Source organism: Rhodanobacter sp. AS-Z3, assembly GCF_029224025.1.
GTDB lineage: Bacteria > Pseudomonadota > Gammaproteobacteria > Xanthomonadales > Rhodanobacteraceae > Rhodanobacter.
On sequence record NZ_CP119392.1, the window covers coordinates 3650691 to 3675450 of the forward strand.

23 protein-coding genes are annotated in these 24760 nt (G+C 63.5%); 7 read left to right on the forward strand and 16 right to left on the reverse strand.

The window, feature by feature from the left end; translation table 11 throughout:
- Positions 1 to 18 precede the first annotated feature (18 nt).
- Both PY254_RS16295 and PY254_RS16300 read left to right on the forward strand, forming a co-directional pair.
- Positions 19 to 549 carry a (2Fe-2S)-binding protein gene (locus PY254_RS16295; RefSeq protein ID WP_281013102.1) on the forward strand — a complete coding sequence of 177 codons (531 nt, stop codon included), beginning with the start codon at positions 19 to 21 and terminating at the stop codon, positions 547 to 549.
- The gene (locus PY254_RS16300; RefSeq protein WP_281013103.1) at positions 546 to 2798 is read left to right on the forward strand and encodes a xanthine dehydrogenase family protein molybdopterin-binding subunit; all 2253 of its coding nucleotides are present in this window, start codon (positions 546 to 548) and stop codon (positions 2796 to 2798) included. The genes PY254_RS16295 and PY254_RS16300 overlap by 4 nt, the downstream gene beginning before the upstream one ends.
- 100 nt (positions 2799 to 2898) lie before the next feature.
- On the opposite strand, the gene PY254_RS16305 is transcribed toward PY254_RS16300, so the two are convergent.
- From PY254_RS16305 to PY254_RS16325, 5 genes are all read right to left on the reverse strand, one after another.
- Complete coding sequence (locus tag PY254_RS16305) at positions 2899 to 3384, reverse strand: DUF2628 domain-containing protein (protein WP_281013104.1); 486 nt, start codon at positions 3382 to 3384, stop codon at positions 2899 to 2901.
- A 255-nt stretch (positions 3385 to 3639) separates the two neighbouring features.
- Positions 3640 to 4095, reverse strand: coding sequence for a hypothetical protein (locus tag PY254_RS16310; protein ID WP_281013105.1), 456 nt, complete (start codon positions 4093 to 4095; stop codon positions 3640 to 3642).
- A complete protein-coding gene (locus tag PY254_RS16315) occupies positions 4092 to 4610 on the reverse strand; it encodes a hypothetical protein (RefSeq protein WP_281013106.1) in 519 nt (172 codons plus the stop codon). The genes PY254_RS16310 and PY254_RS16315 overlap by 4 nt, the downstream gene beginning before the upstream one ends.
- A 98-nt stretch (positions 4611 to 4708) precedes the next feature.
- Positions 4709 to 5035, reverse strand: coding sequence for a hypothetical protein (locus PY254_RS16320; RefSeq protein ID WP_281013107.1), 327 nt, complete (start codon positions 5033 to 5035; stop codon positions 4709 to 4711).
- Positions 5036 to 5102: 67 nt separating this feature from the next.
- Positions 5103 to 5372, reverse strand: a complete 270-nt coding sequence (locus tag PY254_RS16325; protein ID WP_281013108.1) for a hypothetical protein — start codon at positions 5370 to 5372, stop codon at positions 5103 to 5105.
- Between the two features lie 702 nt (positions 5373 to 6074).
- On the opposite strand from PY254_RS16325, the gene PY254_RS16330 reads away from it, so the two are divergent.
- On the forward strand, positions 6075 to 7145 hold the full coding sequence (locus PY254_RS16330) for an IS110 family RNA-guided transposase (RefSeq protein ID WP_281013109.1): 1071 nt from the start codon (positions 6075 to 6077) through the stop codon (positions 7143 to 7145).
- Positions 7146 to 7508: 363 nt separating this feature from the next.
- Here PY254_RS16330 and PY254_RS16335 read toward each other — a convergent pair whose 3' ends face one another.
- The 3 genes from PY254_RS16335 to PY254_RS16345 form a co-directional block, all read right to left on the reverse strand.
- On the reverse strand, positions 7509 to 7847 hold the full coding sequence (locus tag PY254_RS16335; RefSeq protein WP_281013110.1) for a hypothetical protein: 339 nt from the start codon (positions 7845 to 7847) through the stop codon (positions 7509 to 7511).
- Between the two features lie 34 nt (positions 7848 to 7881).
- A complete protein-coding gene (locus PY254_RS16340) occupies positions 7882 to 9888 on the reverse strand; it encodes a hypothetical protein (RefSeq protein WP_281013111.1) in 2007 nt (668 codons plus the stop codon).
- Between the two features lie 82 nt (positions 9889 to 9970).
- Entirely contained in the window at positions 9971 to 10903 is a 933-nt protein-coding gene (locus tag PY254_RS16345; protein ID WP_281013112.1) for a hypothetical protein, read from the reverse strand.
- Positions 10904 to 11287: 384 nt separating this feature from the next.
- Between PY254_RS16345 and fusA the strand changes: the two genes are divergently transcribed.
- Together fusA and PY254_RS16355 are read left to right on the forward strand one after the other, a co-directional pair.
- Entirely contained in the window at positions 11288 to 13327 is a 2040-nt protein-coding gene (gene fusA, locus PY254_RS16350; protein ID WP_281015253.1) for an elongation factor G, read from the forward strand.
- A 113-nt stretch (positions 13328 to 13440) separates the two neighbouring features.
- Positions 13441 to 14301 (forward strand): tetratricopeptide repeat protein, encoded by an 861-nt coding sequence (locus PY254_RS16355; RefSeq protein ID WP_281013113.1) that lies wholly within the window; start codon positions 13441 to 13443, stop codon positions 14299 to 14301.
- Between the two features lie 204 nt (positions 14302 to 14505).
- On the opposite strand, the gene PY254_RS16360 is transcribed toward PY254_RS16355, so the two are convergent.
- The 8 genes from PY254_RS16360 to PY254_RS16395 all read right to left on the reverse strand — a co-directional run bounded on the left by PY254_RS16360 (position 14506) and on the right by PY254_RS16395 (position 22179).
- Positions 14506 to 15813 carry a DUF58 domain-containing protein gene (locus PY254_RS16360; protein ID WP_281015254.1) on the reverse strand — a complete coding sequence of 436 codons (1308 nt, stop codon included), beginning with the start codon at positions 15811 to 15813 and terminating at the stop codon, positions 14506 to 14508.
- Positions 15813 to 16817 carry an AAA family ATPase gene (locus tag PY254_RS16365; protein WP_281013114.1) on the reverse strand — a complete coding sequence of 335 codons (1005 nt, stop codon included), beginning with the start codon at positions 16815 to 16817 and terminating at the stop codon, positions 15813 to 15815. Before PY254_RS16365 ends, PY254_RS16360 begins: the two co-directional genes overlap by 1 nt.
- Positions 16814 to 17944 (reverse strand): DUF4350 domain-containing protein, encoded by a 1131-nt coding sequence (locus PY254_RS16370; RefSeq protein WP_281013115.1) that lies wholly within the window; start codon positions 17942 to 17944, stop codon positions 16814 to 16816. The genes PY254_RS16365 and PY254_RS16370 overlap by 4 nt, the downstream gene beginning before the upstream one ends.
- Positions 17941 to 19461, reverse strand: a complete 1521-nt coding sequence (locus PY254_RS16375) for a DUF4129 domain-containing protein (RefSeq protein WP_281013116.1) — start codon at positions 19459 to 19461, stop codon at positions 17941 to 17943. The genes PY254_RS16370 and PY254_RS16375 overlap by 4 nt, the downstream gene beginning before the upstream one ends.
- Entirely contained in the window at positions 19451 to 20428 is a 978-nt protein-coding gene (locus tag PY254_RS16380; RefSeq protein WP_281013117.1) for a stage II sporulation protein M, read from the reverse strand. The genes PY254_RS16375 and PY254_RS16380 overlap by 11 nt, the downstream gene beginning before the upstream one ends.
- On the reverse strand, positions 20425 to 21105 hold the full coding sequence (locus tag PY254_RS16385) for an RDD family protein (RefSeq protein WP_281013118.1): 681 nt from the start codon (positions 21103 to 21105) through the stop codon (positions 20425 to 20427). The genes PY254_RS16380 and PY254_RS16385 overlap by 4 nt, the downstream gene beginning before the upstream one ends.
- Positions 21105 to 21623 (reverse strand): RDD family protein, encoded by a 519-nt coding sequence (locus PY254_RS16390; protein ID WP_281013119.1) that lies wholly within the window; start codon positions 21621 to 21623, stop codon positions 21105 to 21107. The genes PY254_RS16385 and PY254_RS16390 overlap by 1 nt, the downstream gene beginning before the upstream one ends.
- A gap of 88 nt (positions 21624 to 21711) precedes the next feature.
- Positions 21712 to 22179: an SET domain-containing protein gene (locus PY254_RS16395; RefSeq protein WP_281013120.1), complete on the reverse strand. Its 468-nt coding sequence runs from the start codon at positions 22177 to 22179 to the stop codon at positions 21712 to 21714.
- A gap of 224 nt (positions 22180 to 22403) precedes the next feature.
- On the opposite strand from PY254_RS16395, the gene PY254_RS16400 reads away from it, so the two are divergent.
- Positions 22404 to 22880: a hypothetical protein gene (locus PY254_RS16400; RefSeq protein ID WP_281013121.1), complete on the forward strand. Its 477-nt coding sequence runs from the start codon at positions 22404 to 22406 to the stop codon at positions 22878 to 22880.
- Between the two features lie 25 nt (positions 22881 to 22905).
- Positions 22906 to 24696, forward strand: a complete 1791-nt coding sequence (locus tag PY254_RS16405; RefSeq protein ID WP_281013122.1) for an acyl-CoA dehydrogenase C-terminal domain-containing protein — start codon at positions 22906 to 22908, stop codon at positions 24694 to 24696.
- Positions 24697 to 24760: the final 64 nt, after the last annotated feature.

Here is a 24760-nt window from a genome sequence, read left to right on the forward strand (position 1 = left end):
CCGAGTGGAGATCTCCCGATGCTGCAATCCAACGACCAGACTGCCGAGGCCACCACGGCCATAGTTCCGGAAAAAATCCGCGACGGCATCGATCTGCAGATCAACGGTGAACACTATCGCCACACGGGCGACCCACAGATGCCGTTGCTGTGGTACCTGCGCGATGTACTGCGGCTTACCGGTACAAAATATGCCGGCGAACACGGCGGCAACGGTGCCGACCTGGTACTGGTCAATGGCAAGGCCGTCTCCGCAACCAACCAGCCGCTGGCGAAACTCGCCGGCAAAACGGTGATCACCGTGGAAGGGCTGGCTGCCAACGACGGCACCCTGCATCCATTGCAACAAGCCTTCATCGATGAAGACGCGATCGGCTGTGGCTATTGCACGCCAGGCTGGCTGATCGCAGGTATCGAACTGCTGCACCGCAAGCCGCATCCCAACGACGGCGACATCGACCAGCTGCCCAACCTATGCCGCTGCGGGTGCCAGACCCGCGTGCGCCGCGCCATCAAGCGCGCCGCCGCCGGCAAGGCAGTTCAGCGATGAGCAACCGCATTCAACTGTCACGCCGCCGTTTTCTGCAGGTGCTCGCCGGCAGCGCTGGCTCGCTGCTGGTCGGCATCCGCTTTGCCGAAGCCGCCGATGCACCGCTGCCGCCGGCGCTGCTCGGCGACAACATTCATGACCTCGGCCCCTACGTGCGCATCGACGAGGACGGCAGCGTGCTGATCGGCGCGCGTGATCCCGACACCGGCACCGGAGTCGCCACTTCCCTGCCACGCATCATTGCCGACGAACTGGATGTGGATTGGGACACCGTGCGCGTCGTCGCGCTCGGCCTTGGCGTGGACAACGACAACGGCAAGCCGAGTTGGACCTATGGTCACCAGGTCGGCGGCACCGGCACCTCCATCCCGGCCGCCTGGCGTGACCTGCGCCAGGCCGGTGCGGTGGCACGCTGGCTGCTGCTGCAGGCGGCCGCACGCCGATTTGGCCTGGCCGCAAGCCGGTTGCGCAGCGACAACGGCATGGTCATCGCGCCCGACGGACGCCGCTTCAGCTACGGCAGCCTGGCCGCTGATGCCAGCAAGATCGCCCTGCCAGGCAACTTGCCGCCACTGAAGAATCCGGCGGACTACAAACTGATCGGCCATGGGGTCGGCGACGTCGACGCACGCGCCATCGTCACCGGTCAGGCGCAGTACGCCATCGACCACTATTACGGCGATGCCGTGGTTGCCGTGCTGTCGCACTGCCCGTGGCCCGATGGCAGCGTGGCGCATCTCGACTCCACCGATACGCTGGCCGTCGAGGGCGTACTCAAGGTGGTGCAACTCAGGCCCGAGCGGGGGCAACCACTGGGCAGCACCGTGATTGCACCGGCAGTAGCCGTGCTCGCCGAAAACACCTGGGCAGCACTACAGGGCCAGGCGAAACTCAAGCTCGAATGGAAACCCGGCGCCAGCCACGATGCCAGCAGCAATGCACTGGAACAACAGGCGCTCGGCTTGCTCAACAGCAACAGCGAACCGACCACTCGGGTGCGCAACATCGGCGACGTCGATGCGGCCAGCAAAAAAGCGGCGCGACGCATCGACGCCACCTACTTCCAGCCATGGCTCGCACATGCCACCGCCGAACCGATGAATTGCCTGATTCGACTGGACAAGGATCGCGCCAGCCTGGTGGTTCCTACCCAGGCACCCCAGAAAGCTTCGGCCGTGGTGCAGCGCCTTGCCGGATTGAGCGCCGACAAAATCGCCATCCGCGTGCCACGCGTCGGCGGTGGCTATGGTCGGCGACTCGATCACGACTACGTCGCCGAAGCGGTGATGCTGGCAAAAGTCATCAACAAACCGGTGCGCGTGTTGTGGTCGAGCGAACAAGACCTGCGCAACGACTACTACCGCGCCGGCAGCGTGCACCAGCTGGGCGCCATCATCGGCCACAAGCGCCAACTGCTGGCGTGGAACCAGCGCATGGCCAGTGCCTCGGCGCTGTCCGGCCGCGGCGTGCCGGACGACCATTTATGGACGTCCGAATTGCAGGCCGACCAACTGCCCGCAGCGCTGGTACCGAACTATCGCAGCGACTGGTATGCGTTGCAGTCGGCGACACCGCGCGGCCCCATGCGCGGCATGCCGCATCTCAGCAATGCGTTCGCGGTGGAAAGCTTCATCGACGAAATTGCCCACCAACTGCGCGAAGACCCGCTCAACACACGCCTGCGAATTCTCGGCGAAGCGCGCCAATTGCCGCTGGACAACGGCCGCATGCTGGACACCGGGCGACTGATCAACGTGCTCAAACTGGTCGCTGATCGCATCGACTGGAAAAACTGGCTGCGCACCGTCAACGGCCTAGGCATCGCTTGCTGGCATATCGATGGCGCCTATGTCGCGCACGCCATCGAGGCCGCGATGCAGGGCGAGCAACTGGTCATCCAGCGTGTCGTCTGTGCCGTCGACGTCGGCCGCGTGATCAACCCCACCGGCCTGCAAGGTCAGGTCGCCGGCGCCACTCTGGACGCGTTGTCGATCGCACTGAACGCGGCCATCACCATCAAGGGTGGCCAGGTGCAACAACGCAGCCTCAAGGACTACCCGCTGGCCACGATGGCGCAACTACCCAACGACGTGGAAGTCATCACCGTCGACGACAACCGTGACCCCGCCGGTGCCAGCTTCCTCGCCATGCCCACCGCCGCCCCGGCACTCGCCAACGCCGTGTTTCGCGCCAGCGCCGTGCGCGTGCGGCGACTGCCGCTGATGAAGGAATTGCTGCGACTGCTCTGAACGGCCAAATCAGCCGGCACTGGCGCCGCCAGCCGGCCTGATCAACTGCCCCGCCGATGCCGGCCATGCCGCCGACCGCAACGGCCCGGCGGCGCCGCGGTCAGAACCAACTCATCTCAGCCAGCACCACCTTGCGGTAATAAAGAACATTGGCGCGCATGGAATAAACGAACGCAAAGCCGTAACCGAGCCCGTGCGAAAGTTTGCCCTTGCTGAGCATGTCCAGCGTCATGCCCACGGCAACGGCCAACAGCGAATACGCGACGGCTGGCCGCCACAAGCCCTTCGCAAGGAAGTAGAACGGCCCAAAAAGAAACGCCAGGAAATTGAAGCCGATGCCGCGCCGCTCAGCCGACTTCAGATCACCCGACTGACGAAGCTCGGCACCACCAGCCTTCTCGATCAACCGGAACCTGCGTTTCCATGAATCGGAAACGTCCAGTCTGGCGATGTGATCCACAGCCGGCCGTGCCCCGGAGCCGCCGCCACCACCTGCGGGCGCGCAGGCTGCACATGGTCTACGTAGGTGTTGTATGGATCGCTCATCGAACCTCCCTCCTTGGAGCGTGTTGAAATCAGGCGCCAATACAGATCCGTCCTGACCCGCGTGGAATTGCGGAGCGCCAGTCTAACCGCTCAGGCAACCGCGGCACAGCCAAGTACAGTGGCGCCAAAATCAGCAGGCACTACCAGTGTGCCTGCTTGCACTCGCCGAATTTTGCACCCGTGAACCCGAAGTGTCCGCACAGCGTGGAACCTCTTCGGCACAACGATGAGGCGACAACCGCAGCCGGCTGCTTGGCCGAAACCCACGATGCCACCCACCGTCCCGAACGGTTTGTCAGGCGTCGCCAGAATGGCGCCTTTTGCCACGCGCCAGGAATACGGCAATGCCGACGATGGAGACAAGCCATTCCGCAAGGAAGGCAAGCGGCACTTCAAAGTGTCCCTCACCACCCCACGCTGGGCTGCCCAGGCCGGGAAAGGAGCCGAAGCACAACGAGGTCACGACAAAGGCCATGGCCACATAGGCGGCCGTTCTGATCTGCCCATCGTTCAGCGACGGCTTGCCGCAAAACCATAACCAGATCAACTGCGGCGAGCCAAACATGACTGCATAAACCAGCGCAGCAGCCGCGTTCGCATTCTCCGACACGGCTCCAAAAAACTTGAATGCGGCCAGGCAGAAAAATGAAAACATCAACACGAACATTTTCACCTGACTATCCCGTAGCGCCCAGTGGATGACCTCTACGACGGCACCGCCGCCTGCCGCAAACGGGCGGCCGGGCTTCATTGCGCCGCATCATCAACAGGCTGCGGCTTGGGCAGATGAATAACGCTTCTGCGAAAATTCAGAACAGTCCCGGGCATCGCGTCAGTGACGACGAAGGCAATGGGAAGCGTGGGCTCGGCGTCCAGCACCACACGAGCAACAAAGCCCTTTGAACGTAAAAATTCAGCCGCGTCATTGGCACTTGAAGTCGGATCATCCGAAACCAGGCCGATACTCGATGTGGCTGAGCCAAGCTTCCGACTGATGTCCGGCGAAGAGTAGTTGATGATGGTGCCGTCCCACAGGATGGATCGCTGCACACCTTTCGTGTTGAAACGGAAACGCTCTTTCAAGCCGTGCCGTGCCAACAGGGCAACGACTGCGTCCTTTGCCCGGCGAGATTGGGCAGCAAAGATACGTGACCCAGGATCTGGAAATGGCAGTGGATTGCGTCCCGATGCAAGCAGAAGTGACCACGCGACAAAGCTGGCAATGAGAAGACTGGCTATTACGAGTATCCACTTTGGAATGAACATACTTGGCGTCCGTGGAATTTTCTTGTGAGGCTGGCCAGAATCCTGAAGTGTTGGGTCAGGGTATCCACTAAAGCGGAGGAAGTCTCTTAAGTTTGTAGCTAGCGCGGGATGATGCTGATGGCTTGAATACGGGTCTTGTGCCGCGCAATTAGGTAGTCCACAAAGTCGCCCACTATAAGGTTCGGTTTGTTGCCGTTGCGGCTCACCACCCGGGCAAAAAGTATGTTTGTGTCAGCTAGCCACTGCACGTTGATGGCTCCTCGACGATCAGGTTCTGTACTGTGAAGTTTTGCCCAACCGCGTGACCTATCGTTCCGCTTCTCTTCGGAAACTTGGAGGAGGTGCGTCTGCAGTTTGCTGTCCTTCACAATTTTCTCGCGAAGGCTGGTGCCCTTGGTACAGATGACCTGAATTACGATCTGCATGAATGTTCCCCGGAACACCTAACGCTGGAATTGAGCGGCGGCGGAGCCGTCCGCCTCGAACGAGTGGTTAGGCGATCCACCCGAAGTAGTGCGCTGCGATAAGCGTAAAAAAAAGAATGAGAAAAATTACGAAGTGCCAAAGAACCCGCGGCATTTCCTGCCTAAGAAAGCTGCGCTGCTGTTGGATTCGCGTTTTCGCTTCTAGCGTTTGAATCGTCGACTCTATACGTGCCATACCCTCCTCTTGGCCTATCTCACCGGAGCTTAGTTGGTTCGTGAGCTTTTCAACTTCTTTCAAGGTTGAATTCTGACGTTCGAGAAATTCGCTGTTCTTCATCGTACGGTTCCGAGACCCCTAACGCTGGCATTGAGCGGCGGCATTGCACTGGCACAGCAACACCCGCATCAACGATAACACCGGCACCAGCGAAAGCCTGAAAGCTCAAGGCAAGAGCATCAAGCGGGTGGTATTGACGGGAAGTCTCCCAAGGAGATGTTAGGGCTTCGAGGGCGTAGCAGCTGAGCCATCCACGTTGGAAACCATGTCGGTGAGCGCCCCAGTGCCAGGAATGATAAAGACACGGTAAGTGAACTGTTGGCCTTTGCACGCCTCAATGGTCCGGTGCTCTACGATGGATTTTTGTCCTTGCGTTATGACTTCGGCGACAACGACCTTGACGAACTTGCAGTCTGCATGTTGCTCGTCGTGCCAACCTTGAACATCGCGTGAGATGTCCGCAACGTTACGGCCCGAAACGGTGGTGTGCAGCGAGGTCGGATTAAGCGCGCCGCTGGAGGAAGGTCTTGCGTGCAGTGATCCAACTGTAGGGGGAGACGATGGCCTTTGGGCCTGCTGAGCACACCCAAACAGTACGAGTGTCGAAAGAATTATCAAACGTTTCATGTGCGGCCCTAACGCCGGAATTGAGCGGCGGCGAAGCCGTCCGTCTTGAACGAGTAAAAAGAGACTTCCTCCCCCTAAGACCTCGAGGGCCATGATGGTGTTGCGAAACAACCGTCAACAGAAGAGGAAGTCTCCATGAGCACTATAACCATCGGCGTGGATTTGGCGAAGAGCGTGTTTTCGGTGTGCGAGGTAGATGCCTCCGGCCGCGTGTTGCGGCGGCAGGATCTGCGCCGTGACGTGTTTGGCCTGTGGCTGGCGCAGGTGCCGGCGGGTACGGTGGTGGCGATGGAGGCATGCAGCGGGGCGCATCACTGGGCGCGACGGTGTCTGGAATACGGCTTGCAACCTCGGCTGATGGCCGCGCAGCTGGTCATGCCGTATCGAAAAAGTCAGCACAGCAAGAACGATCGTAACGACGCCGAGGCGATTGCCACGGCCGCCCGTCAGGGCAATATGCACTTCGTGCCGATCAAGACCATCGACCAGCAGGCACGGCTGGCCTGGCATCGGGTGCGCGAAGGCTACAAGGCCGAGGCGCTGGCGATCAGCAACCGTTTGCGTGGGCTGCTGGCCGAGTTCGGCATCGTGATGGCCAAAAGCGACAAGGCGCTGCGCCGGGTGTTGGCCGATCTGCACGAACAGACCACTCTGCCCGCCGAGTTCACGGCGTTGGTTCATGATCTGGCCACGCACTGGGAGCAAGTCCGCACGGCCTTCGACGCGTGCGATGCACGCATCGAAGCCCATGCGCGTGGTGACGAGCGGTGTGTGCGCTTGCGTGGCATTGTTGGCGTCGGCGCGATCACGGCCGACGCGATGGTAGCCAGTCTCGGCAAGGCACAGGAATTTCGTAACGGACGGCAACTCTCCGCGTGGCTCGGCATGGTGCCCAGCCAATATTCCAGCGGCGGGCACACACGACTGGGCGCGATCAGCTGTCGCGGCGATGGCTACTTGCGCACGCTATTGATCCAGGGCGCACGCAGCAGCCTGCAGCGTGCCAAGGCCGTCGCAACAGAAAAGGCCACACCCGAACAACAGTGCATACGCTCACTGGCCGCACGACTACCGTTCGGCAAGGTGCTGGTCGCCATTGCGAACAAACACGCACGCCAGCTGTGGGTGATGCTGGCGCACGATGTGGACTACGACGCCTGTGCCAGCCTTCGTCACCCAATGCATCGCTCAGCTCAATCCGCCTGAAGTACCGAGTTCGTTTCATCGCCAGCGCGAAGTGGTAGACAACGGGTCAGACCCATCCGGAGAGAACCTGACTAACATTCTGGACGTCCAAACGTGTTTCGGCTGATCCCCGACCACGGACGACACCGTTGAATGAATGAGGTCTCCGGGCGCGGTTTATACCCTGGTCCGCATCAGCGGCATCGATGCAACAAGACCGTCTAAGGAAATGCAGTCTGGCAACGTTGCCATCCGCATTGCACTGGCACAGCAGCACCCGAACCAACGACAACACCGGCACCAGCGAAAGCCTGAAAGCTCAAGGCAAGAGCATCAAGCGGGTGGTATTGACGGGAAGTCTCCTAAGGAATTGTTAGACGGCAGCTACGCCAGAGCTACGCCGACTACAACACCTAAGATGGCGCCAAGAACTAGTACACCGCCCCCGATCCAGTGGCGCCGCCGTATCTGGGGCCACGCGCTTAATAGAGCCTGCTTGGCCTTAACCATCGCGGGACCGTCGCTAGGCGAGACGTACTTTTCGGGATGGAACAACAAGTTGAACTGCTGTCTAAAGCCAAGCTGGGTGGCGTTCCAATTCTGCTCTTCCCATGCCACGGCCTGAATCTGCTTTTGAAGCGTCTGTTGATACCACATGTTTCTGAGGATGATGACTACCCCGGGCGTCGCTCCAACGAATAGGCCAATAGTTGCGGTGTCCATGCGAAGAACTTCCTATGCCGTCGATCAAAGCCGTTCAGTGGAACTGATCACTGGCCGGAACCCACGAGGTCGACGATGACGCTGGCGTGGCGGGTTTCACCGGCAGCGTGATGACTTCGCAACCGGGCGGCGGTGGGCTGCCAGCAACGCGGGCGGCGGCGCATTCGGCGGTGTTGTCGAACTTCACCAAGGGCGTGGGCTTCACACTGCTGGCAGCAGCCGGCGTGGGCGTAGCCACCGGATTGGCGGGGGCAAGGTTCAGTCGATCGTAGATTTTCTGATCGAGCGGCTTCGCCGGTGGATCGGGGTTGGTGCAGCCGAACAGTGCGATCGGCAACAGTGGCGTCACTGCGCATTTGACGCGGATGCCGCGCGGCAGATGGAAGGTGTGGCTGACCCTGGTTTTCTCCACGGCACGGCGCAGTGCGGTATCGACCGAGCTTTCGCCTTCCGGTGCCCAGTCCTGTTCGAAGCGGGTTGGCTGGTAGCCGATGTTGGGTGTGCCGTGACGCATGACTTGCGTGTCACCGTGCGGCTTCAACTGCACGTAGCCGCCCAGTTCGCCTTTCGAATCCCCTTCCAGACTGCCTTCGCGCGCGCCCTGTGATGCACCCGGCTGGTTGCCACCGGATTGGCCCGCGAGCAGCTTGTTCGATGGATGGTCTGCGGCCTGCTTGCCGAGCCCCTGCTGCTTCGCCGGCTCTGCTGCTTTGGCCGTACTACTCGCGTCGGCCGACGCGCGATCCGTGCCGTCGGGCTTGCCGGGATCGCCGAGGTCGCTGCCTTGCGGCGTGGCGTCGGGCGCGCGGCTGACGTCGCGTGCCGGGGTATCGTCGGCCTGAGTGGGCGTCGTCGGTGGGTTTGCGACGTTACTGGCATCGGGCGTCGACGCCGCAGTCTTTGCCTCGGTGCTGTCAGGTGTGGGCGCTGCATCGGCAAGTGCTGTGGGCGCACTCAGTTGCGGTCGCTCGATGGACGGCTGGACGGCTATTGGCCGGGCCGCTGTGTTTACTTCAACTTTTGCGCTTGGCGTCTGCGGCGCGATTTTGGAAGGCGCTGCGGGTGCCAGCGGCACGGCTTCCAGTTCGGCCTCGGCCACTTCGATCGCGGGCGCCTGGACTTGGGGCTTCTCGTTCGGCACGACGGGACTCGGCGTGCTCAACGGTGCCTGCAGATTGACGATGGGTGACGACTGCGCAGGCAGCGGCACGGCCTGCAACTCGGGCACCGGTGGCGCCGCCGGTAGTTCGGCGCGCATCGGGGCGACGCTGGCTGGCGCGCTGGACTTGGGCACCGTTGTATCCAGCGCGATGGTGGGTGGAGCCAGCGGCGGCGCTGCCTGGGGTGGCACTTCCGGCATAGCCAGGGACGCCGGTGGCGGCATCGGCTGGTTACCTTCCAGTTGCGGTTTACGCACAGACTCGGGCTGGAATTTTGGTGGTACGGGAGCCGCTACCACCGGCGTGGGCAACGCCACCACCGGCGGTTCGCCGGCCAGCGGAATGGGCTGCAGTTCGGGGGTGGGTGCGGGTTTGGGCAGGCTCACTGGTTTGGGCGGCGCGGCCACCGGCTTCGGCGCAGGTGCCTTGACGCGCGCCACCTTGGTGACCACCGGCGGCTGGATGACAGCAGGCGGTGCCGGAGCGACCACGGCCTCGATATTGGCGCTGCGCTCGCTGACCGCTGCCGCGCGGCTGCTGCGACCCTGATGACGCGGTCCGCGCTCTTTCGGTGGCGTGCCACGCACCGGTGGTGGCGGTGGCGGCTCGGGCAATTCGATCAAGCGCACCTGCAGCAGTGCCGGCTTCGATTCCGGCGGAAGCACCACCTGAAATGCCGGACCCAGCACGAAGCCGAACAGGAAGATCAGGTGCACCAGCATGGCGCCGACCATCGCCACGATGCGCAGCACTCGCTCGCGCGGCCGCGGGCGAGTCCGCTGGTGATACACCCGCGCACGGGTGGCTGCCGCCAGTGGCGAGCTGAGCATCACCTGCGCGGGATTGGCAGCGCGTTGGTGGTTGGAATGGGGCGCGGGCATCGGCGCAGTGTAACGGGCGGGGGCCGGATTCACCTCGGCAGCGGCAACCGCTGGCTATCGCAGCCGTGGTTGTGCGCTTTCGTCAGTGCACTTGCTCGGCTTTGGCGGCGCGCTCGCGCAGTTCCGCATCGACCGCACGATTCGGCGTATCGACCGGGCAGCCCCACTCCAGCGGCTTGCCGGCGCGGTACATCTCGATGCAGGCCTGTTCGCTCGGCGGCTTGGGCGCATGTGCCTGGCCGTCCAGCGATCGGGCCGGCGCCATGCTCAGTCGTTCGTCGCCATCTTTCGCCGAGGGCGGTGGCGGCGGGTCACCACGGCAACCGCCAGCGAGCATGGCCAGTGACATCGCACAATGGAGGCGAATGCCACGCGGAAGCCGAATGGTCTTCTTGACCGTGGTCTTGTCCACCAGCTTCTGCAGCGCACTGTCGACGGCGCTGCTCTTGCCCCAGTCGGTGTCGAAGCGAGTGGCTTGATAATCGATCGGACTGCGGTGCTGCATGATGCGCGGATCGCCTTGCGGCAGGTGCTGCACGTAGCCGGGTAGCGCTGCCGCGCTGGATGCTGCGGCGGGAAGCAGTGGCTCGCCATTTATGTCGTAGAGATGCAGCGCATCGCTGGGCGGCACTTCGTGCGTCTGCAGGCTCATCGCATTTTTTCTCGCCGGCTCGTGCACGGCGGGTGGTGGGCGGGAACGCGGCGGCGGCGCCAGCGCTGGCATCGGCGGTGGCGCCGGGCGCGACGAGGCGCCGCTGATGAATCGAATCTGCAGCATCCGGCTGGCGGGCGGGCTGGCTGTCATCGCCAGCGGCGGCGGGCGCATTTGCTGCCAGATCACCACCACGAACGCGCCATGCAGCAGCAGGGCAACCACCAGGGCCAGCCAGTGCGTTCCGCGTTCAGCCCGCACCGCACGCCCGCGCGGCGATCCACTCGCCAGAACACCGCGCTCTTCCGCCAGCGGCGCACGCGACGCACGCGACGACGGCGACTCCTCCGCGGGCGGTGGCAACTCGGATGGGGCAAGCGGTGAACGGGTGATGACGAAGCCTCATGCATGACGGGAACCGGCAGCATGCCCGCCGATGACTGAATTCCACCCCGCTGGAAGGCAGCGGCGGTTCCGGCAACCACGGTTACCTGGCGACTCAGACCACAGCCTGGCGGCAGCGGTTCCCCGCAGTGCAGCTTGACCCACACCACGCGCGGATCAAATCTAGGCGAACGGCGCCCCGCGCCGTCTCTCCGCCATGACCGCCCTGCCCCGCTGACGCCGCCTGCGGCACCTGCAAGGACGAGCATGACGGCCCGCCATCATCAATTGCCTGGCGCGGTTTTGTACGGTGCCGTGCTGCATGCCGGCACGATCCGCGCCCCGTCATGGGAGGGTCGCATCGTGTCGTATTCCACGGAAAGCATCCGCAACATCGCCTTCGCCGGACACGCCGGCGTGGGCAAGACCAGCTTGTTCGATGCACTGCTCGCCGCAGGCGGTGCCATCCAGACGGCGGGAAGTGTCGAGCGCGGCAATACCGTCTCCGACAGTGACAGCCAGGAAAAGGCGCGCGCCCATTCCATCGACAGTTGCGTGGCGAATCTGGATCACGGCGACTGTCACCTGAACCTGATCGACACCGCCGGCTATGCCGATTTTCGCGGCGCCACGCTAGCCTCGCTGTCGGCAGTGGAAACCGTGGCGGTGGTGGTCAATGCCATCAACGGCATTGAATACGGCACGCGCCGGATGATGATGCACGCGAAAGCACGCGGACTGGCGCGCGTACTGGTGATCAACAAGATCGACTTCGACGGCGCCAACCTGGCCGCTCTGGTGGATGCCTTGCGCGACGAATTCGGCAGCGAGTGCCTGCCGGTGAACCTGCCCGCAAACCGTGGCAACCGCGTGCTGGATTGTTTCTTCCACACCGAAGGAAGCACGGATTTTTCCTCGCTGGCCGAAGCGCATCAGCGCATCCTGGATCAAGTGGTGGAAATCAACGAAGGCATGATGGACCGCTACCTCGATGCCGGCGAAGGTGCACTCACGCCCGCACAGCTTCACGATGCGTTCGAGCAATGCCTGCGCGAGGGCCATCTGGTACCAATCTGCTTTGTCAGCGCGCGCACCGGTGCAGGCATTCGCGAATTTCTCGAGCTCGCTGCGCGACTGCTGCCCAATCCCGCCGAGGGCAACCCGCCGCCATTCACCCGCGGCGACGGCACGCCACTGGCGGTCAGCGCCGACCCGGAAGCGCACGTCATCGCCGATGTGTTCAAGATCGTCAACGATCCGTTCGTGGGCAAGCTTGGCGTGTTTCGCGTGTGGCAGGGCACGATTCGTCGCGATAGCCAGTTGCTGATTGATGATGGCCGCAAGCCGTTCAAGGTAGGTCATTTGTTTCGCGTGCAGGGCAGGACGCATGTGGAAATCGAGGCGGCTGTTCCCGGTGACATTGCGGCAGTCGCCAAGGTGGAGGAGATCCACTTCGACGCGGTGCTGCACGATTCGCATGACGACGACCAGATCCGCCTGGCGCCACTGGCCTTTCCCGCACCGATGTTCGGGCTGGCGCTGGAGCCGAAGCACAAGGGCCAGGAGCAGAAGCTTTCCAACGCGTTGGCACGACTGGCCGAGGAAGACCCGTGTTTCCGCGTCGAGCATCACAAGGAACTCAACGAGACAGTGGTGCGCGGCCTGTCCGACCTGCATCTGAAAGTGATGCTGGAACGCATGCGCGAGCGCTATGGCGTGGAGGTGGACGTGCACCCACCACGGATCGCCTACCGCGAAACCATTGCCGGCGTGGCCGAAGGTCATCACCGGCACAAGAAGCAGACCGGCGGCGCCGGCCAGTTCGGCGAAGTATTCCTGCGCCTTGAGCCGCTGGAACGCGGCGCGGGTTTCGAGTTTGTCGACGCAGTGAAAGGCGGGGTGATTCCCGGTCAGTTCCTGCCGGCGATCGAAAAAGGCGTGCATCAGGCAATGGCCCACGGCGCGGTGGCCGGCTATCCGCTGCAGGACCTTCGGGTCACCGTCTACGACGGCAAATACCACGCGGTGGATTCCAAGGAAGTGGCTTTCATCAGTGCCGGCAAGAAAGCCTTCCTCGACGCCGTGGTCAAGGCACATCCCACCGTGCTGGAGCCGATCGTCAACATCGAGGTGGCGATTCCCGAGCACAACGTAGGTGACGTTACCGGCGGACTGGCCAGCAGGCGTGCGCGCATTCTCGGCACCGACAGCCAGCGCGGCGGCGAACTGGTGATCAAGGCGCAGGCGCCACTGGCGGAACTGACCGACTACCCGACCGAACTCAAATCCATGACCGGCGGCCGCGGCCGCTACAGCCTCGACCTGAGTCACTACGAAGCGGTGCCGACCAATGTGCAGAAGCAACTCAGCGATGCGTGGAAGCCACACGTGGAAGAGGATTGAAGCCAGCCCAGTGGCTGCGTCTGCGCAGGCTGCGCTACGATGCCCGCTTGCATCAGGAAGGCATGCGGGAAGGCCTTCCGGCTTGTGATACGCCAACAGCGAGGGAATAGCTCATGAAATTCGTACTATCCGGATCGGCTTTTGTGGTGCTGACCAGCATCACCACCATCGCCTGCGCCGGCATGTCGCCCAGCGCGGCGAATGCAGCGGCATCGCCGCCGGCAGCGGCAGGCCAGGCCACCGCGCAACAGCCCGTGCCACCGCCCGCGGCAGACGCGAATATCAAGCGTCTTCTGCAGACCATGGGCGAATCCTCCACCTGGGGACATCCGGACCTGTTCGGCCAGTTCGCCGGCATGCAGCGTTTGTTCGAGGGCGATTACGAGGGGGCGCTGAAGTACTTCAAGATCGGCTCCCGTTACGCCGACAAGCTCTCCCAACTCAGTATCGGCATGATGTATCTCAACGGTCGCGGCGTCAGCAAGGACCCGGCAATCGCCTGTGCGTGGATTACCCTGGCCGCTGAGCGCGGCTACCCGACTTACGTCACGGCTCGCAACAAGATTTGCGCGGCGCTGAATCCTGCGCAGCACGATCTGGCCGAGACCACGCTGAAAACATTGCGCCCTGAATACGGCGACGTGGTGGCCAAACAGCGCATGAAGCTGGCCTTGACCACCGCGCGAAACGCACTGACTGGCTCACACCTGGGACACGACTCTGGCGTGCTGACCATGGCTTCGGACTCCAGCCCGGTCAATTGCGGCGGCTACACGCTCTACCTGGGCGGCGTCGAAGTGCCACGGCGTGGCTGCGGTCGCTACGACCCGAACCTGCTGCAGCCGAAAAATTATTTTTCCGCGCGCGATGCGCAGTGGTTTGGCACCGTGACGGTCGGCGCGTTGAGCACCCCGGTCATGCCGGAAAACCCGAATACCCCGGCCAGCAATGTCCCTCATCGAGGCAAGGATTGATTCGACACCGCGTGCGGGGGGTGCAGCGTCTGCTTTCGGCACAGTGAAGTTCGCCACGGCAGCCGCAGGGCGCCTGTCCGCGATGACGGCACCCCGCGTACGCTGCGAAAAAATCAGTGCGTTGTCAGCGAGATTCAGGATACCTGCGTTGCCTTGCATGCACAGGCAGTGACGCCACACAGGGCCACTGCTTGCGCCACATCGCTACAAGCGATTGCCGCGCTTGATCGCCAGATAGCGCTCGATCAAGGCACCCGACAGTTCACTGCAACTCACATCAAGCAGGTTGACGCCTTCGCGCCGAAGCGCTTCGTGCGTGCGCTCGCGCTCGGCCAGGTAATGCATGGCCGCCGCACTGCGGATGCTGCCTTCCAGTTCCACGCCGGGCTCGCTGGCGGCACGATCCAGCGCCAGTTCGCGCAGGCTCACCAGCATCACCAAATGACGCTTGGACAGCATGCTGACTGCCGCGCGCAACTCCACGTCGTCTTCATCACGCACGTTGGTAATCAGTACCACCAGCGCGCGCCGCTGCTGATGCGCCTGCAGCGCGCTGGCGGCGGCCAGGTAATCGGTGGCTTGCGGCATCGCCTGCAAGTCGTAGCCGGCGCCGAGCAGCATGTCCATGCCGAGACTGCCTTGTTGCGGCGGCAGCCAGCGCTGCTGCTGACCGGTACAGGCCAGCATGCCAACTGCGTCACCCTGGCGCAGCGCAATGCTGGCCAGTGCCAGCGAGGCATTCAACACATGATCGAAGTGCACCAACTGGTCGTCCTGCGCCAGCATGCGCCGGCCGCAGTCCAGCATCAGCACCACTTGCTGATTGCGCTCGTCGCGATACTCGCGCGAGATCAACCGGCCGCTGCGCGCGGTGGCCTTCCAGTCGATCTTGCGCAAGCTGTCGCCGACGCGGTAATCGCGCAACTCCTGAAATTCGGTGCCTTCACCGCGACGCCGTTGCAGGCGTGCACCCACGCTGCGCGAGGCGAGTTCCACGCTAAGTCCGGCCAACTCGGCCAGCGCGGCAAAGTTCGGGTAAATGCGCACGGTCGATACACCGCCGATGACGCGGCGCGTGGTCCATGTGCGCCAGGGCGAGTGCAACTGCACGTGGCAACCATTGAAGCTGAATTGGCCACGCGCATCGGGAATGACGCTGTAGTCGAGCAGCAGATCCGTGCCCGGCGGCAGACGCACGTCACGCGGCATGCCATGCACAACCCAGCCACCCGGGTGCATGTCATGCAGGCGCAAACTCTGCGTGCGTCGACCGTTGCCTTGCAGTCGCAGATTCACGGTGGCCGGCGGACCCAGCGGCATCACCTGCGCAACTTCGCGTTGCAGTTCGGGCGACGGCATGCGGCGCAGTCGCCACGCATCGACAAGCGCGACCAACGCAATCACCGCGCCGGCAGCCAGCCACGTGGACAGCGGCAAACGGTCGAGACTGGTCAATACGCCGAGCACGGTCCAGCCCAGCAGCAACCACAGCAGTAGCGGTGCGGGTCGCATCATTGGCGCGGCGCAGGCACCTTGTGCAACAACGCGGCAAGCACGTCGTCCGGTCGCTGGCGTTCGATCAGTGCTTCGGGCGCCAACAGCAGGCGATGACGCAATGCCGGCAGCGCCACCGCGCGCACATCATCCGGGGTGACAAAGTCGCGGCCGTCGATGGCAGCCTGTGCGCGCGCCAATCGCGCCAGCGCCAGGCCGCCACGCGGGCCGGCACCGCCAATCACGCCGGGCCATTCGCGTGTAGTGCGCGCGATGCGCACAGCGTAATCGGTGACCGCCTCGTCCATGCGAATGGCTGCTACCGCCTTCTGCACGGCCAGCAGCTGGGCCTGGCTCATCACCGGCTTGACTTGCGACACATCGAGATCGGCGGCGATCTTGCCGTTGACCACGCTGGCCACCATGCGCCGCTCATCCTCAAGGCTGGGATAACCGATCACCACCTTGATCAGGAAACGATCCAGCTGCGCTTCCGGCAACGGGTAGGTGCCTTCCTGTTCGATCGGGTTTTGCGTGGCCACCACCATGAACGGTTCGGGCAAGGCGAAGCGGCGGCCTTCAATGGTCACCTGCCCTTCCTGCATCGATTCCAGCAACGCCGCCTGGGTCTTCGCCGGCGCGCGGTTGATCTCATCGGCCAGCAACAGGTTCGCGAATACCGGACCGCGACGGATCTGGAAGCGCTCGGCCTTCGGATCGTAGATGGCGTGGCCGGTGACGTCGGCCGGCATCAGATCGGGCGTGAATTGCACGCGGCCAAAACTGCAGCCGACCGACCCGGCCAGCGCGCGCACCAGCAGCGTCTTGCCCAGGCCCGGCACGCCCTCGATCAGCACATGGCCGGCTGCCAGCAGCGCCAGCAACACCTGATCGAATACTTCGGTCTGGCCGATGAAGGCGCGGGTCACCTGACTGCGCAAGGCGCGCGTGTGCTCGCCCAGTTCGGCGATCGACAGCGGGGCCGGCGGTGTCGCCGGGGCAGCAAGGGTTTCGGTGGTCATGGGCGGCTCCTGAGTCGGGCCAGGGTGATGATGGAAGTGCGGAACGCATGCGCGTTCGCCGGAGACTGGAACGCTTGCGCGATGTGCGCGGGATCGAGTGCACTGCGTTCGGCCAGACGCGCGTAAAGCGCATCGCCGTTGAGCATGGCGCAGGCCGGATCGCGGCGGCGCAGACGCGCCAGCACGGTGTCGCTGGCCAGCCGATGCAGGCTGCGCCCGCCGTCGCGGCGATAGAAAAATTCGCCAGCGGCCTGCACGTGTTCGAGCAGCGCCCGTCGATGCAGCGTCGGCGCCGGCATCAACGGACCCAGCCGTGCGCTGCGCATCGCCATCCACGCGGCCAGCAGCACGGCTAGCGCCAACAGCGCCGGCCACGCAGTCAGGCCCAGGAATTTCAGGAAGGACGGGCCATCCAGCGCGTAGATCAGATAAATCGTGCCGCGCCCGCGATTGGGCTGCAGTAAACGCCACGCAAACTGCTGCGCCGCCGGCAACTTCAACTGGTTACGCACCAGCGGCGAAAAATCAGCCAACAGACTGACCGTGCCTTTGCCCAGTCGGGTCCGTGCGAACAGGTAACCCTGCTTCGCGTCACCGATGGAGGCATCGACTGCCGCGTCTGCTGCGCCGACAAGCCGGAAGCGCAAACCGCACACGCCCGCCCCCGGTTCATCGTCTTTGACACGCGCCGAGTGAGCCTGCGTCACCAGCGTGCTGCAGCCGAATTCGGCCGGGTGCGGGTCGAGCAGGCCCAAGGCATCGAACAACGGCGTGTGCAAGCTCACCGCGGCGCCGGGCGACAGCAGCAGGTGGCCGCCATCACGCACCCATGCCGCCAGGCGCTTTGCGTTGTCGACATCGACGCGGCTGGCGTCGTCACCCAGCAGCAAGGTGTCGTCGGTGGTCAGTCGAAGATGCGACGGTGCCAGCGAAGTCAGCGACTTCACCGAAAGGTTCTGCCGCAACAGCATTTGCTGCAGGGCGAAGAAGCGGTTGTAACGCGCCTCGCCATGCGAAGGCTGGCTTTCGGTCACGTCCTTGCGTTCGAAGGTGGCGAAGAAGCCGATCACCAGCACCAGGGCGACGCCGAGCAAGACCAGGCCCACGGTAAGCGTTCGGCGATTCATGCGATCGCCCCCGGCTGTGCCGGCCAGCCTTGCAGCAATTGTTCGATGGTGGCGTCATCCGGATAACGCCCGGCATACGCGGCAAACTGCCATGTACGCACGATGGCTATCACGCGTTGCGCGCGTACCGTGTCGGCCATGCCGTCCGCGCGACGCAGCCAGTCCGCCTCGGTGGCGTCTTTCGACGGCGGTAGTTGCAACAGTTGCGTGGTGTGTTCCACGCACCCGCGGTAAAGCAGGGCCAGCGCTTCGCGCCGATGCTGCGATTGCCACAATGCGCGGGTGGCTTGGGCCAGATCATCCGGCAAGGGCAATTCGTCCGACTCGCTCGGCAGCAGGCTGGACGATGACGCCACCGCCGGCGCTTCCGGCTCACCCAGCCAGCGGCCACGCCAACGCCAGGCAAACCAGCCAAGGGTGACCAGCACGCCTGCCAGCAACAGCCACAACAAGCCCTTGAAGATCGCCGAAAGCCACAGCCCCAGGGCGGGGAACTGCGGACTGGTCTGCTGCGGCCCGGATTTCCACGGGTGCTTGAGTTGCCAGCTGCGCACGGTGTGCTCGCCACCAAAGCGGGGATCGCGATAGACCGGCGCTGCGCTATCGGCAAAGCGCTGCTCGCTCGCGGACGCTGGCGCGCCAAATATTTTGTCGACGCTGCTGGTGACGACTTTTCCGGTCGGAGGCGCTGGCGTCTGCGCATGCAGCGCAGGCAACAGGCCTGCACACAACAGCACCACGCCAAGCAGCTTGCCCAGTGCCTCGATGCGGGTTCGCATACGACGGAAGGCCAGATCAATATCCCAGGCTTCCAGCTGGGTACGGCGATTGAGATACAACGCAAAACCGCAGGCCACGTAGAGCGGCTCGATCGCACTCATCGCCAGATACGCCACACCTGCACCCAACACGATCCAGAGCGGACGAATACCCGGCATGTCGCCACGTATCACTTGCGCCAGCGACTCCGGCTGCCATTCGTGCGGAATCAGCAGCAGCGCGAACAGCCAGAAGCTGAGAAACACGACCAACTCGAACTGCAGGCAGCCGTAGGTCAGCAGGCTGACGTCGCCAACGATGCGTCGGCGCAACACTTTCCAGCGTGCCGAACGTTGCTGGCGTGTGGCGCCCTCAAGCAGATCCAGCGGCAGGCGCAACGCGCGGTTGCTGTCGATGCGCAGCCAGGTCAAACCGGCGATGGTGCTGCGCCAACTCCACTGCGCCTGGCCGCGCAGGGTTTCGCGCCACCGCGGCGGACGATCAAATACGGCACGCGACAATACGTACAGCGGCACCCGGTCGAACAGCGGCTTCAACCACCACACCAACACCCAGCCCAGCCACGGCAGATCCAGCAGCAGGCCGACCGCATTGCACAACACAAACACCGGCAGGGTGAAGGCAAACCATGCCGACCACACCGCGCGGGCATTCGCGCGCAGCATGGCGGCGCCCAGATCGATCGCTTCGCGGGTCACCCGCGGGCGCAGCACCACGCTGATCCGTTCAAGCTCCATGCTTGACCGCCCTGCCGCCGCGCCACAACCAGCCGAGCACCAGCACCCACAGCAAGGCGGCACTGCCGAACTTCACCACGTCGGGCAAGGCGGCGATCGATGACCAATACGCTTCGACAAAAGCCGCCATTACCAGCATGGCGAACGCACCCAACGCCAGTTGCGCGCCGACCCAGCCGGCTGCCACCAGTGCCGGCCCGCGCCGCTGGCGACCCGGTGCCAGCAGGGTCAGACCAAGCTTCAGGCCGGCGCCACCGGCGATCACCAGTGCAGTCAGTTCGAGCGCCGAATGCGCTGCCACAAAGCGCCAGAACGGGCCGCCGTAGCCGATCGCGGTGAGGTGCCCGGCAACGCCGCCGATCAACAGGCCGTTGGCGCCCAGGACGTAAATGGCGCCAACGCCGAACACCAACCCGGAAGCAAACGTGCGAAACGCGATGCTGACGTTGTTCATCACGTAGTAGCCGAACATCTGCAGGTCGGTGCCGCTGCTGCGGCCGATGTGCGTATTGGCCGGGTCGTACATCTTTTCGAACTGGGCCAGTTGCGCACTGCTGAAAACCGTATGCGCAAACTCCGGCCGCAGCTGCATGACGACCAGGGTGACCAGCGCCGGCACATAGAACAGCACGCTCGCCGCCAGCATGCAGCGCCATTGCGCGCGCACCAGCCGCGGGAAGCCCGCCACCAGAAACGCAATAACACGGTGCCAGCGCGGCGCCGGCGGTTGATACAGCACCTGATGGCCTTGTTGTACGAGTCGCTGCAGACGCTCGGTGACTTCATGGCTGTAACCGCGGCCACGCGCCAGCGCCAGGTGGTGGCAAACGCGCCGGTAGGACGCCGGAAAATCCAGCGCCTGGTCCTGCTGCAACAATCGTTTGGCCTGCCTGTCCAGCGCCTTCAGCCACGCCTCCAGACTGTCCCACTCGCGACGGTGCAAGGCGACAAAGCGTTCCTGCTTCATGCCCGACCCAACAACCAGTTGGCATGCCCGACCAGTTGGCGGATGGCAGCGGTATCGCGCTGCCCGGTCAACGGTGTCAGCAAGTTGGCCAGCTCTTCCTGGCGTTGCGCGGTGAGCTGCCCGGCGCGTTCGGCAAACTCGATCAGCGCAGCCTGTTCATCGCTGGCCAGCACCAGTGGCAGCGGCAGCGCTGCCAGTGCGGGAATCTCCTGACCGGCAGGGAGATCCGCCGCATGGATCACCATGGTGCCCGCAACGATATCGCCAAGACGGCGGGCATACGGGTCCATCAGCGTGCAGGCCAGACCCACGCCATAAACGCCGGGCAATGCGTCGACCACGCGCAGCAGGTTGCGTACCACCGACGGCAGCCAGGTGACCGGCGTACCGTCCGCATTGACGACGCGCAAACCAAGCGCGCGCTTGCCCAGTGTCTGTCCGCCCAGCCACACCTCGCAAACCACCGAGTAGCCCCACAGCAAGGCAAACATAAGCAGCAGGGCCAGCCCCTTGCCGCCCTGGCCAAACAAGCCCAGCGGAATCATCGCCATGATCAGGAAGGCAAAGCGCAGCAGCAGATCGATCATCCATGCCTGCGCGCGCGGCAAGGCGCCCGCGGCACGCAGGCGCAGACAGACGCCTTCCGGCGTCTCGATCTCGCGCACGGTGTCAATCATCAAGCGTCGACGACGATGGTGTCAGCGAAAATATCGTGCAGGCAGCGCTTGTCCTTGCCGAAGATCAGCAAGGCATCAACCAGACCGGTGAACTTGCCCACGAAGGGAATCATGCCCAGACCCATCATCGGCAAAACCCGCAGCAGGATGTAGCGCGACAAACCGATCCGGCTGCCGTCGGCGCGCACCACCGCGATGTCCAGCGCGCGCTTGCCGATGGTTTGGCCCGTGCGATGCAACATCACGCAATTCACCACGATGATGGTGACCATCAGCGCAAGGCCCAGCAGCATCAGCGCAAACATGGGGCCGGCCGGCTTGGTGCCATGCCTGACATCCAGAAACATGTAGCCGGCCCACGCCACCGGCGCCAGCCAGATCAGGCTGAGCAGTCCATCCAGCAAGGCCGCACCCAGACGCTTGGCACGTCCAGCCTTGCGGTTTTCCAGGTCATAAGCGTCCCACGCGCGCACATCATCGACCACGGCTTGCGGTGCCGCATACGGATTATTTTCCATCGAGTCCTTCCCCCTGTTGCTGTCCCTGACTTGCCCACCAATGTGGTGGGCAACGTTTGCAAGTATAAAAGCGAAATTCCGCGATTGCCTACCGCTTCGGCTTGAGCAAGGTGCCGCTGCACTTGGGCGAACCGCACAGGCATTTCCACAGCTTTTTCAGGCGCGCGGTGTACGGCACATCAAGCACGATGCCGTAGTCGTAGGTGAGTTCTTCGCCGGGCTTGATGTTGCGGATGGCCTCGATCACCACCTTGTCGCGACGCGGATTGCCGCTGGCACTTTCCTCGACCAGTGCGCGGCAGTTCGGCGCACAGCTGTGGTTGATCCACCGCGCAGCGTTGCCTTTCTGGTTCGCATCAATGATGTAGTCATCGTTGAGCGTGAACAAGAACGTGTGGCCGGTCTCGCCGCCATCGCCGTACAAATCATCCGCCTCGTCGTGGCTGAGCAACTTGCCCTTGTACTCGATCAGTTCCTCACCCTTGCTGATCGGCGCGGTGGCGAAGACGCCGTTGCCGTGGATGGGCGAGCGGCGGGCAACAAAACGTCGTGACATGCGATGGAACCCTGCAATGGAAACAAGCCGTCGATGATGCCTGTTTGCGGATGCGCGCGAAACCGTTTGCTGGCCGCGTGCGTACAAGCCGCTGGAAATCCTCCACGCAGCCGTTCTACCCGAAGCGTGGCCGGGTTCTGATGGCAAGGTTTTTTCGGCACTGGCCTGTTACCCCCCAAACGCGGTTAGAATCAACTTTCAAACGATCGTTTGGAGACTCTGCAATGCGTCTGCTTCGCTGGATCATCCCCGTCCTGCTGCTCGGCCTGGCTGCCTGCGGCCCGACCAAGAAGAGCGTGTTCCCGCCCGCGGTGAACATCCAGCAACTGGTGGTGCTGCCGAACGGCCAGTGGCAACTGACGATGCGTATCCAGAACAACAGTTACGCCAGCATGAAGTTCACCGCGCTGGATGGCCAGTTGCAGATCGCCGAACTGGTGCCGGTACGGTTGCACAAGAACTTCGAGCTCGACATCCCGGAACTGGCCGGGGATGTCGTTCGCATCGACGTGCTGCCCACCACCCCGATGCGCCAGGCGCTGCAGGCCATTGCCGACAAGGGCAGCGCCGGCTCCCTGGCGTATCACGTCAGCGGCAGCGCCACCGCCAAACCAGAGCAGGAAAGCAAGCCACGCTCGTTCGACTTCAACGGCAATGACTGGATCTCCGCTGTGCCGGGCATTGCCAACACGTATCGCTGATCACCCATTCAACGAAGGAATAACCATGACCGCTTACAAGGCTCCCCTCGACGACCTGCGCTTCGCCCTGTTCGATGTGCTTGACGCGGAACCCACGCTGACCTCGTTGAAAGGTGGCGAAGCCCATACCCGCGACCTGTTCGATGCCGTGCTGGAAGAAGCCGGCCGCCTCAGCGAGCAGTTGCTGGCACCCACCAACTGGCCGGCTGATCTGGAAGGCTGCAAGTACGACAAGGCCACCCAGACGGTGACCACGCCGAAGTCGTTCAAGGAGGCGTTCAAGGCCTTCGCTGAAGGCGGCTGGACCGGCCTGACCAATCCCGAAGCTTACGGCGGCCAGGCGCTTCCCGGCGTGCTCGGTACCGCGACCACCGAAATTTTCCAGTCCGGCAACCTGGCCTGGAGCCTGTATCCGTTGCTGTCTGAAGGCGCCACCCACGCGATGGAAATGCATGGCGAGGAATGGCAACGCGAGCGCTACATGAAGCCGATCGTGGAAGGTCGCTGGACCGGCACCATGTGCCTGACCGAACCGCAGGCCGGCTCCGACCTGGGCCTGCTGAAAACGCGTGCCGAGCCAGCCGCGGCCGATGCGGACGGTCATGCCGTGTACAAGCTCAGCGGCACCAAGATCTTCATCAGCGCGGGCGAACACGATCTCACCGAAAACATTGTTCACCTGGTGTTGGCTCGCCTGCCCGACGCCCCGGAAGGCAGTCGCGGCATCTCCATGTTCATCGTGCCGAAGTTCAAGTTGAATGCCGACGGCACGCCGGGTCAGCGCAACACCGTCGCCGCAGGTGCGATCGAACACAAGATGGGCATCCACGCCTGCTCCACCTGCGTGATGAACTTCGACGGCGCCGAAGGCTATCTGATCGGCAAGCCGCACAAGGGACTGGCCGCAATGTTCACCATGATGAATGCCGCGCGGCTTTCGGTCGGCGTGCAGGGTCTGGCGCTGGCCGAGCGCGCGCTGCAGAACAGCCTCAACTATGCGCGCGAACGCCTGCAATCACGTTCGCTGTCAGGCGCGAAGTTCCCCGACAAGCCGGCCGACAACCTGCTGGTGCAACCGGATGTGCGGCGCATGCTGCTGACCCAGCGCGCCTTCGTCGAAGGCTCGCGTGCACTGGTGCTGTATACCGCGTTGCAAACCGACATCGAGCATCGCGCGACCGACGAAGCGGCACGCCAGAAGGCCGGCGAGCTGGTCGCCTTCCTGATCCCGATCGCCAAAGGCCTGGTCACCGAACTGGCGCAGGAATGCACCAAGGAGGCCTTGCAGATCTACGGCGGCCACGGCTACATCGCCGAGAACGGGATGGAGCAGTTTGTCCGCGACGCCCGCATCATCACCTTGTACGAAGGCACCACCGGCATTCAGGCGGCCGACTTGCTAGGCCGCAAGATTCTCCAGCTGCAGGGCGTGGGCGCGAAGCACTTCCTGCAGGAGATCAGCGCGTTCTGTCAGCAGCACAGCACCAACGCCGCTGTGCGCCATCTGATCGGCCCGCTGGCTGTCGCCACCAAGGAATGGAGCGACCTCACCGTGAGCCTCGCCCAGCGCGTGCAAGCCAACCCGGAAGAACTGGGCGCCGCCGCTACCGATTACCTGTACTACTCCGGCTACGTCACGCTCGCCTACCTGTGGGCACGCAGCGTGGTTGCCGCCGAAGCCGGTTCGCAGTCCGCCGCGTTCAAGCAGGCCAAGCGCGACACTGCCGCGTTCTACTTCGCCCGCCTACTGCCGCGCACGCTGATGCACAAGGCGGCGATCGATGCTGGCGTGCAGAGCTTGCCCGACATCGCCTGATCCCAGGCCGTCAGGCGGGAACGACAAAAGCCCGGCATGGTTGCCGGGCTTTTGTTTGTCTGGT

Excerpts from the sequence above, each read along its gene's own strand:
- PY254_RS16295 (WP_281013102.1), top strand. The coding sequence starts at position 19 with ATGCTGCAATCCAACGACCAGACTGCCGAGGCCACCACGGCCATAGTT.
- PY254_RS16300 (WP_281013103.1), top strand. The coding sequence starts at position 546 with ATGAGCAACCGCATTCAACTGTCACGCCGCCGTTTTCTGCAGGTGCTC.
- PY254_RS16310 (WP_281013105.1), bottom strand. The coding sequence starts at position 4,095 with ATGAAGCCCGGCCGCCCGTTTGCGGCAGGCGGCGGTGCCGTCGTAGAG.
- PY254_RS16315 (WP_281013106.1), bottom strand. The coding sequence starts at position 4,610 with ATGTTCATTCCAAAGTGGATACTCGTAATAGCCAGTCTTCTCATTGCC.
- PY254_RS16320 (WP_281013107.1), bottom strand. The coding sequence starts at position 5,035 with ATGCAGATCGTAATTCAGGTCATCTGTACCAAGGGCACCAGCCTTCGC.
- PY254_RS16325 (WP_281013108.1), bottom strand. The coding sequence starts at position 5,372 with ATGAAGAACAGCGAATTTCTCGAACGTCAGAATTCAACCTTGAAAGAA.
- PY254_RS16330 (WP_281013109.1), top strand. The coding sequence starts at position 6,075 with ATGAGCACTATAACCATCGGCGTGGATTTGGCGAAGAGCGTGTTTTCG.
- PY254_RS16335 (WP_281013110.1), bottom strand. The coding sequence starts at position 7,847 with ATGGACACCGCAACTATTGGCCTATTCGTTGGAGCGACGCCCGGGGTA.
- PY254_RS16340 (WP_281013111.1), bottom strand. The coding sequence starts at position 9,888 with ATGCCCGCGCCCCATTCCAACCACCAACGCGCTGCCAATCCCGCGCAG.
- PY254_RS16355 (WP_281013113.1), top strand. The coding sequence starts at position 13,441 with ATGAAATTCGTACTATCCGGATCGGCTTTTGTGGTGCTGACCAGCATC.
- PY254_RS16360 (WP_281015254.1), bottom strand. The coding sequence starts at position 15,813 with ATGCGACCCGCACCGCTACTGCTGTGGTTGCTGCTGGGCTGGACCGTG.
- PY254_RS16365 (WP_281013114.1), bottom strand. The coding sequence starts at position 16,817 with ATGACCACCGAAACCCTTGCTGCCCCGGCGACACCGCCGGCCCCGCTG.
- PY254_RS16370 (WP_281013115.1), bottom strand. The coding sequence starts at position 17,944 with ATGAATCGCCGAACGCTTACCGTGGGCCTGGTCTTGCTCGGCGTCGCC.
- PY254_RS16375 (WP_281013116.1), bottom strand. The coding sequence starts at position 19,461 with ATGGAGCTTGAACGGATCAGCGTGGTGCTGCGCCCGCGGGTGACCCGC.
- PY254_RS16380 (WP_281013117.1), bottom strand. The coding sequence starts at position 20,428 with ATGAAGCAGGAACGCTTTGTCGCCTTGCACCGTCGCGAGTGGGACAGT.
- PY254_RS16385 (WP_281013118.1), bottom strand. The coding sequence starts at position 21,105 with ATGATTGACACCGTGCGCGAGATCGAGACGCCGGAAGGCGTCTGTCTG.
- PY254_RS16390 (WP_281013119.1), bottom strand. The coding sequence starts at position 21,623 with ATGGAAAATAATCCGTATGCGGCACCGCAAGCCGTGGTCGATGATGTG.
- PY254_RS16395 (WP_281013120.1), bottom strand. The coding sequence starts at position 22,179 with ATGTCACGACGTTTTGTTGCCCGCCGCTCGCCCATCCACGGCAACGGC.
- PY254_RS16400 (WP_281013121.1), top strand. The coding sequence starts at position 22,404 with ATGCGTCTGCTTCGCTGGATCATCCCCGTCCTGCTGCTCGGCCTGGCT.
- PY254_RS16405 (WP_281013122.1), top strand. The coding sequence starts at position 22,906 with ATGACCGCTTACAAGGCTCCCCTCGACGACCTGCGCTTCGCCCTGTTC.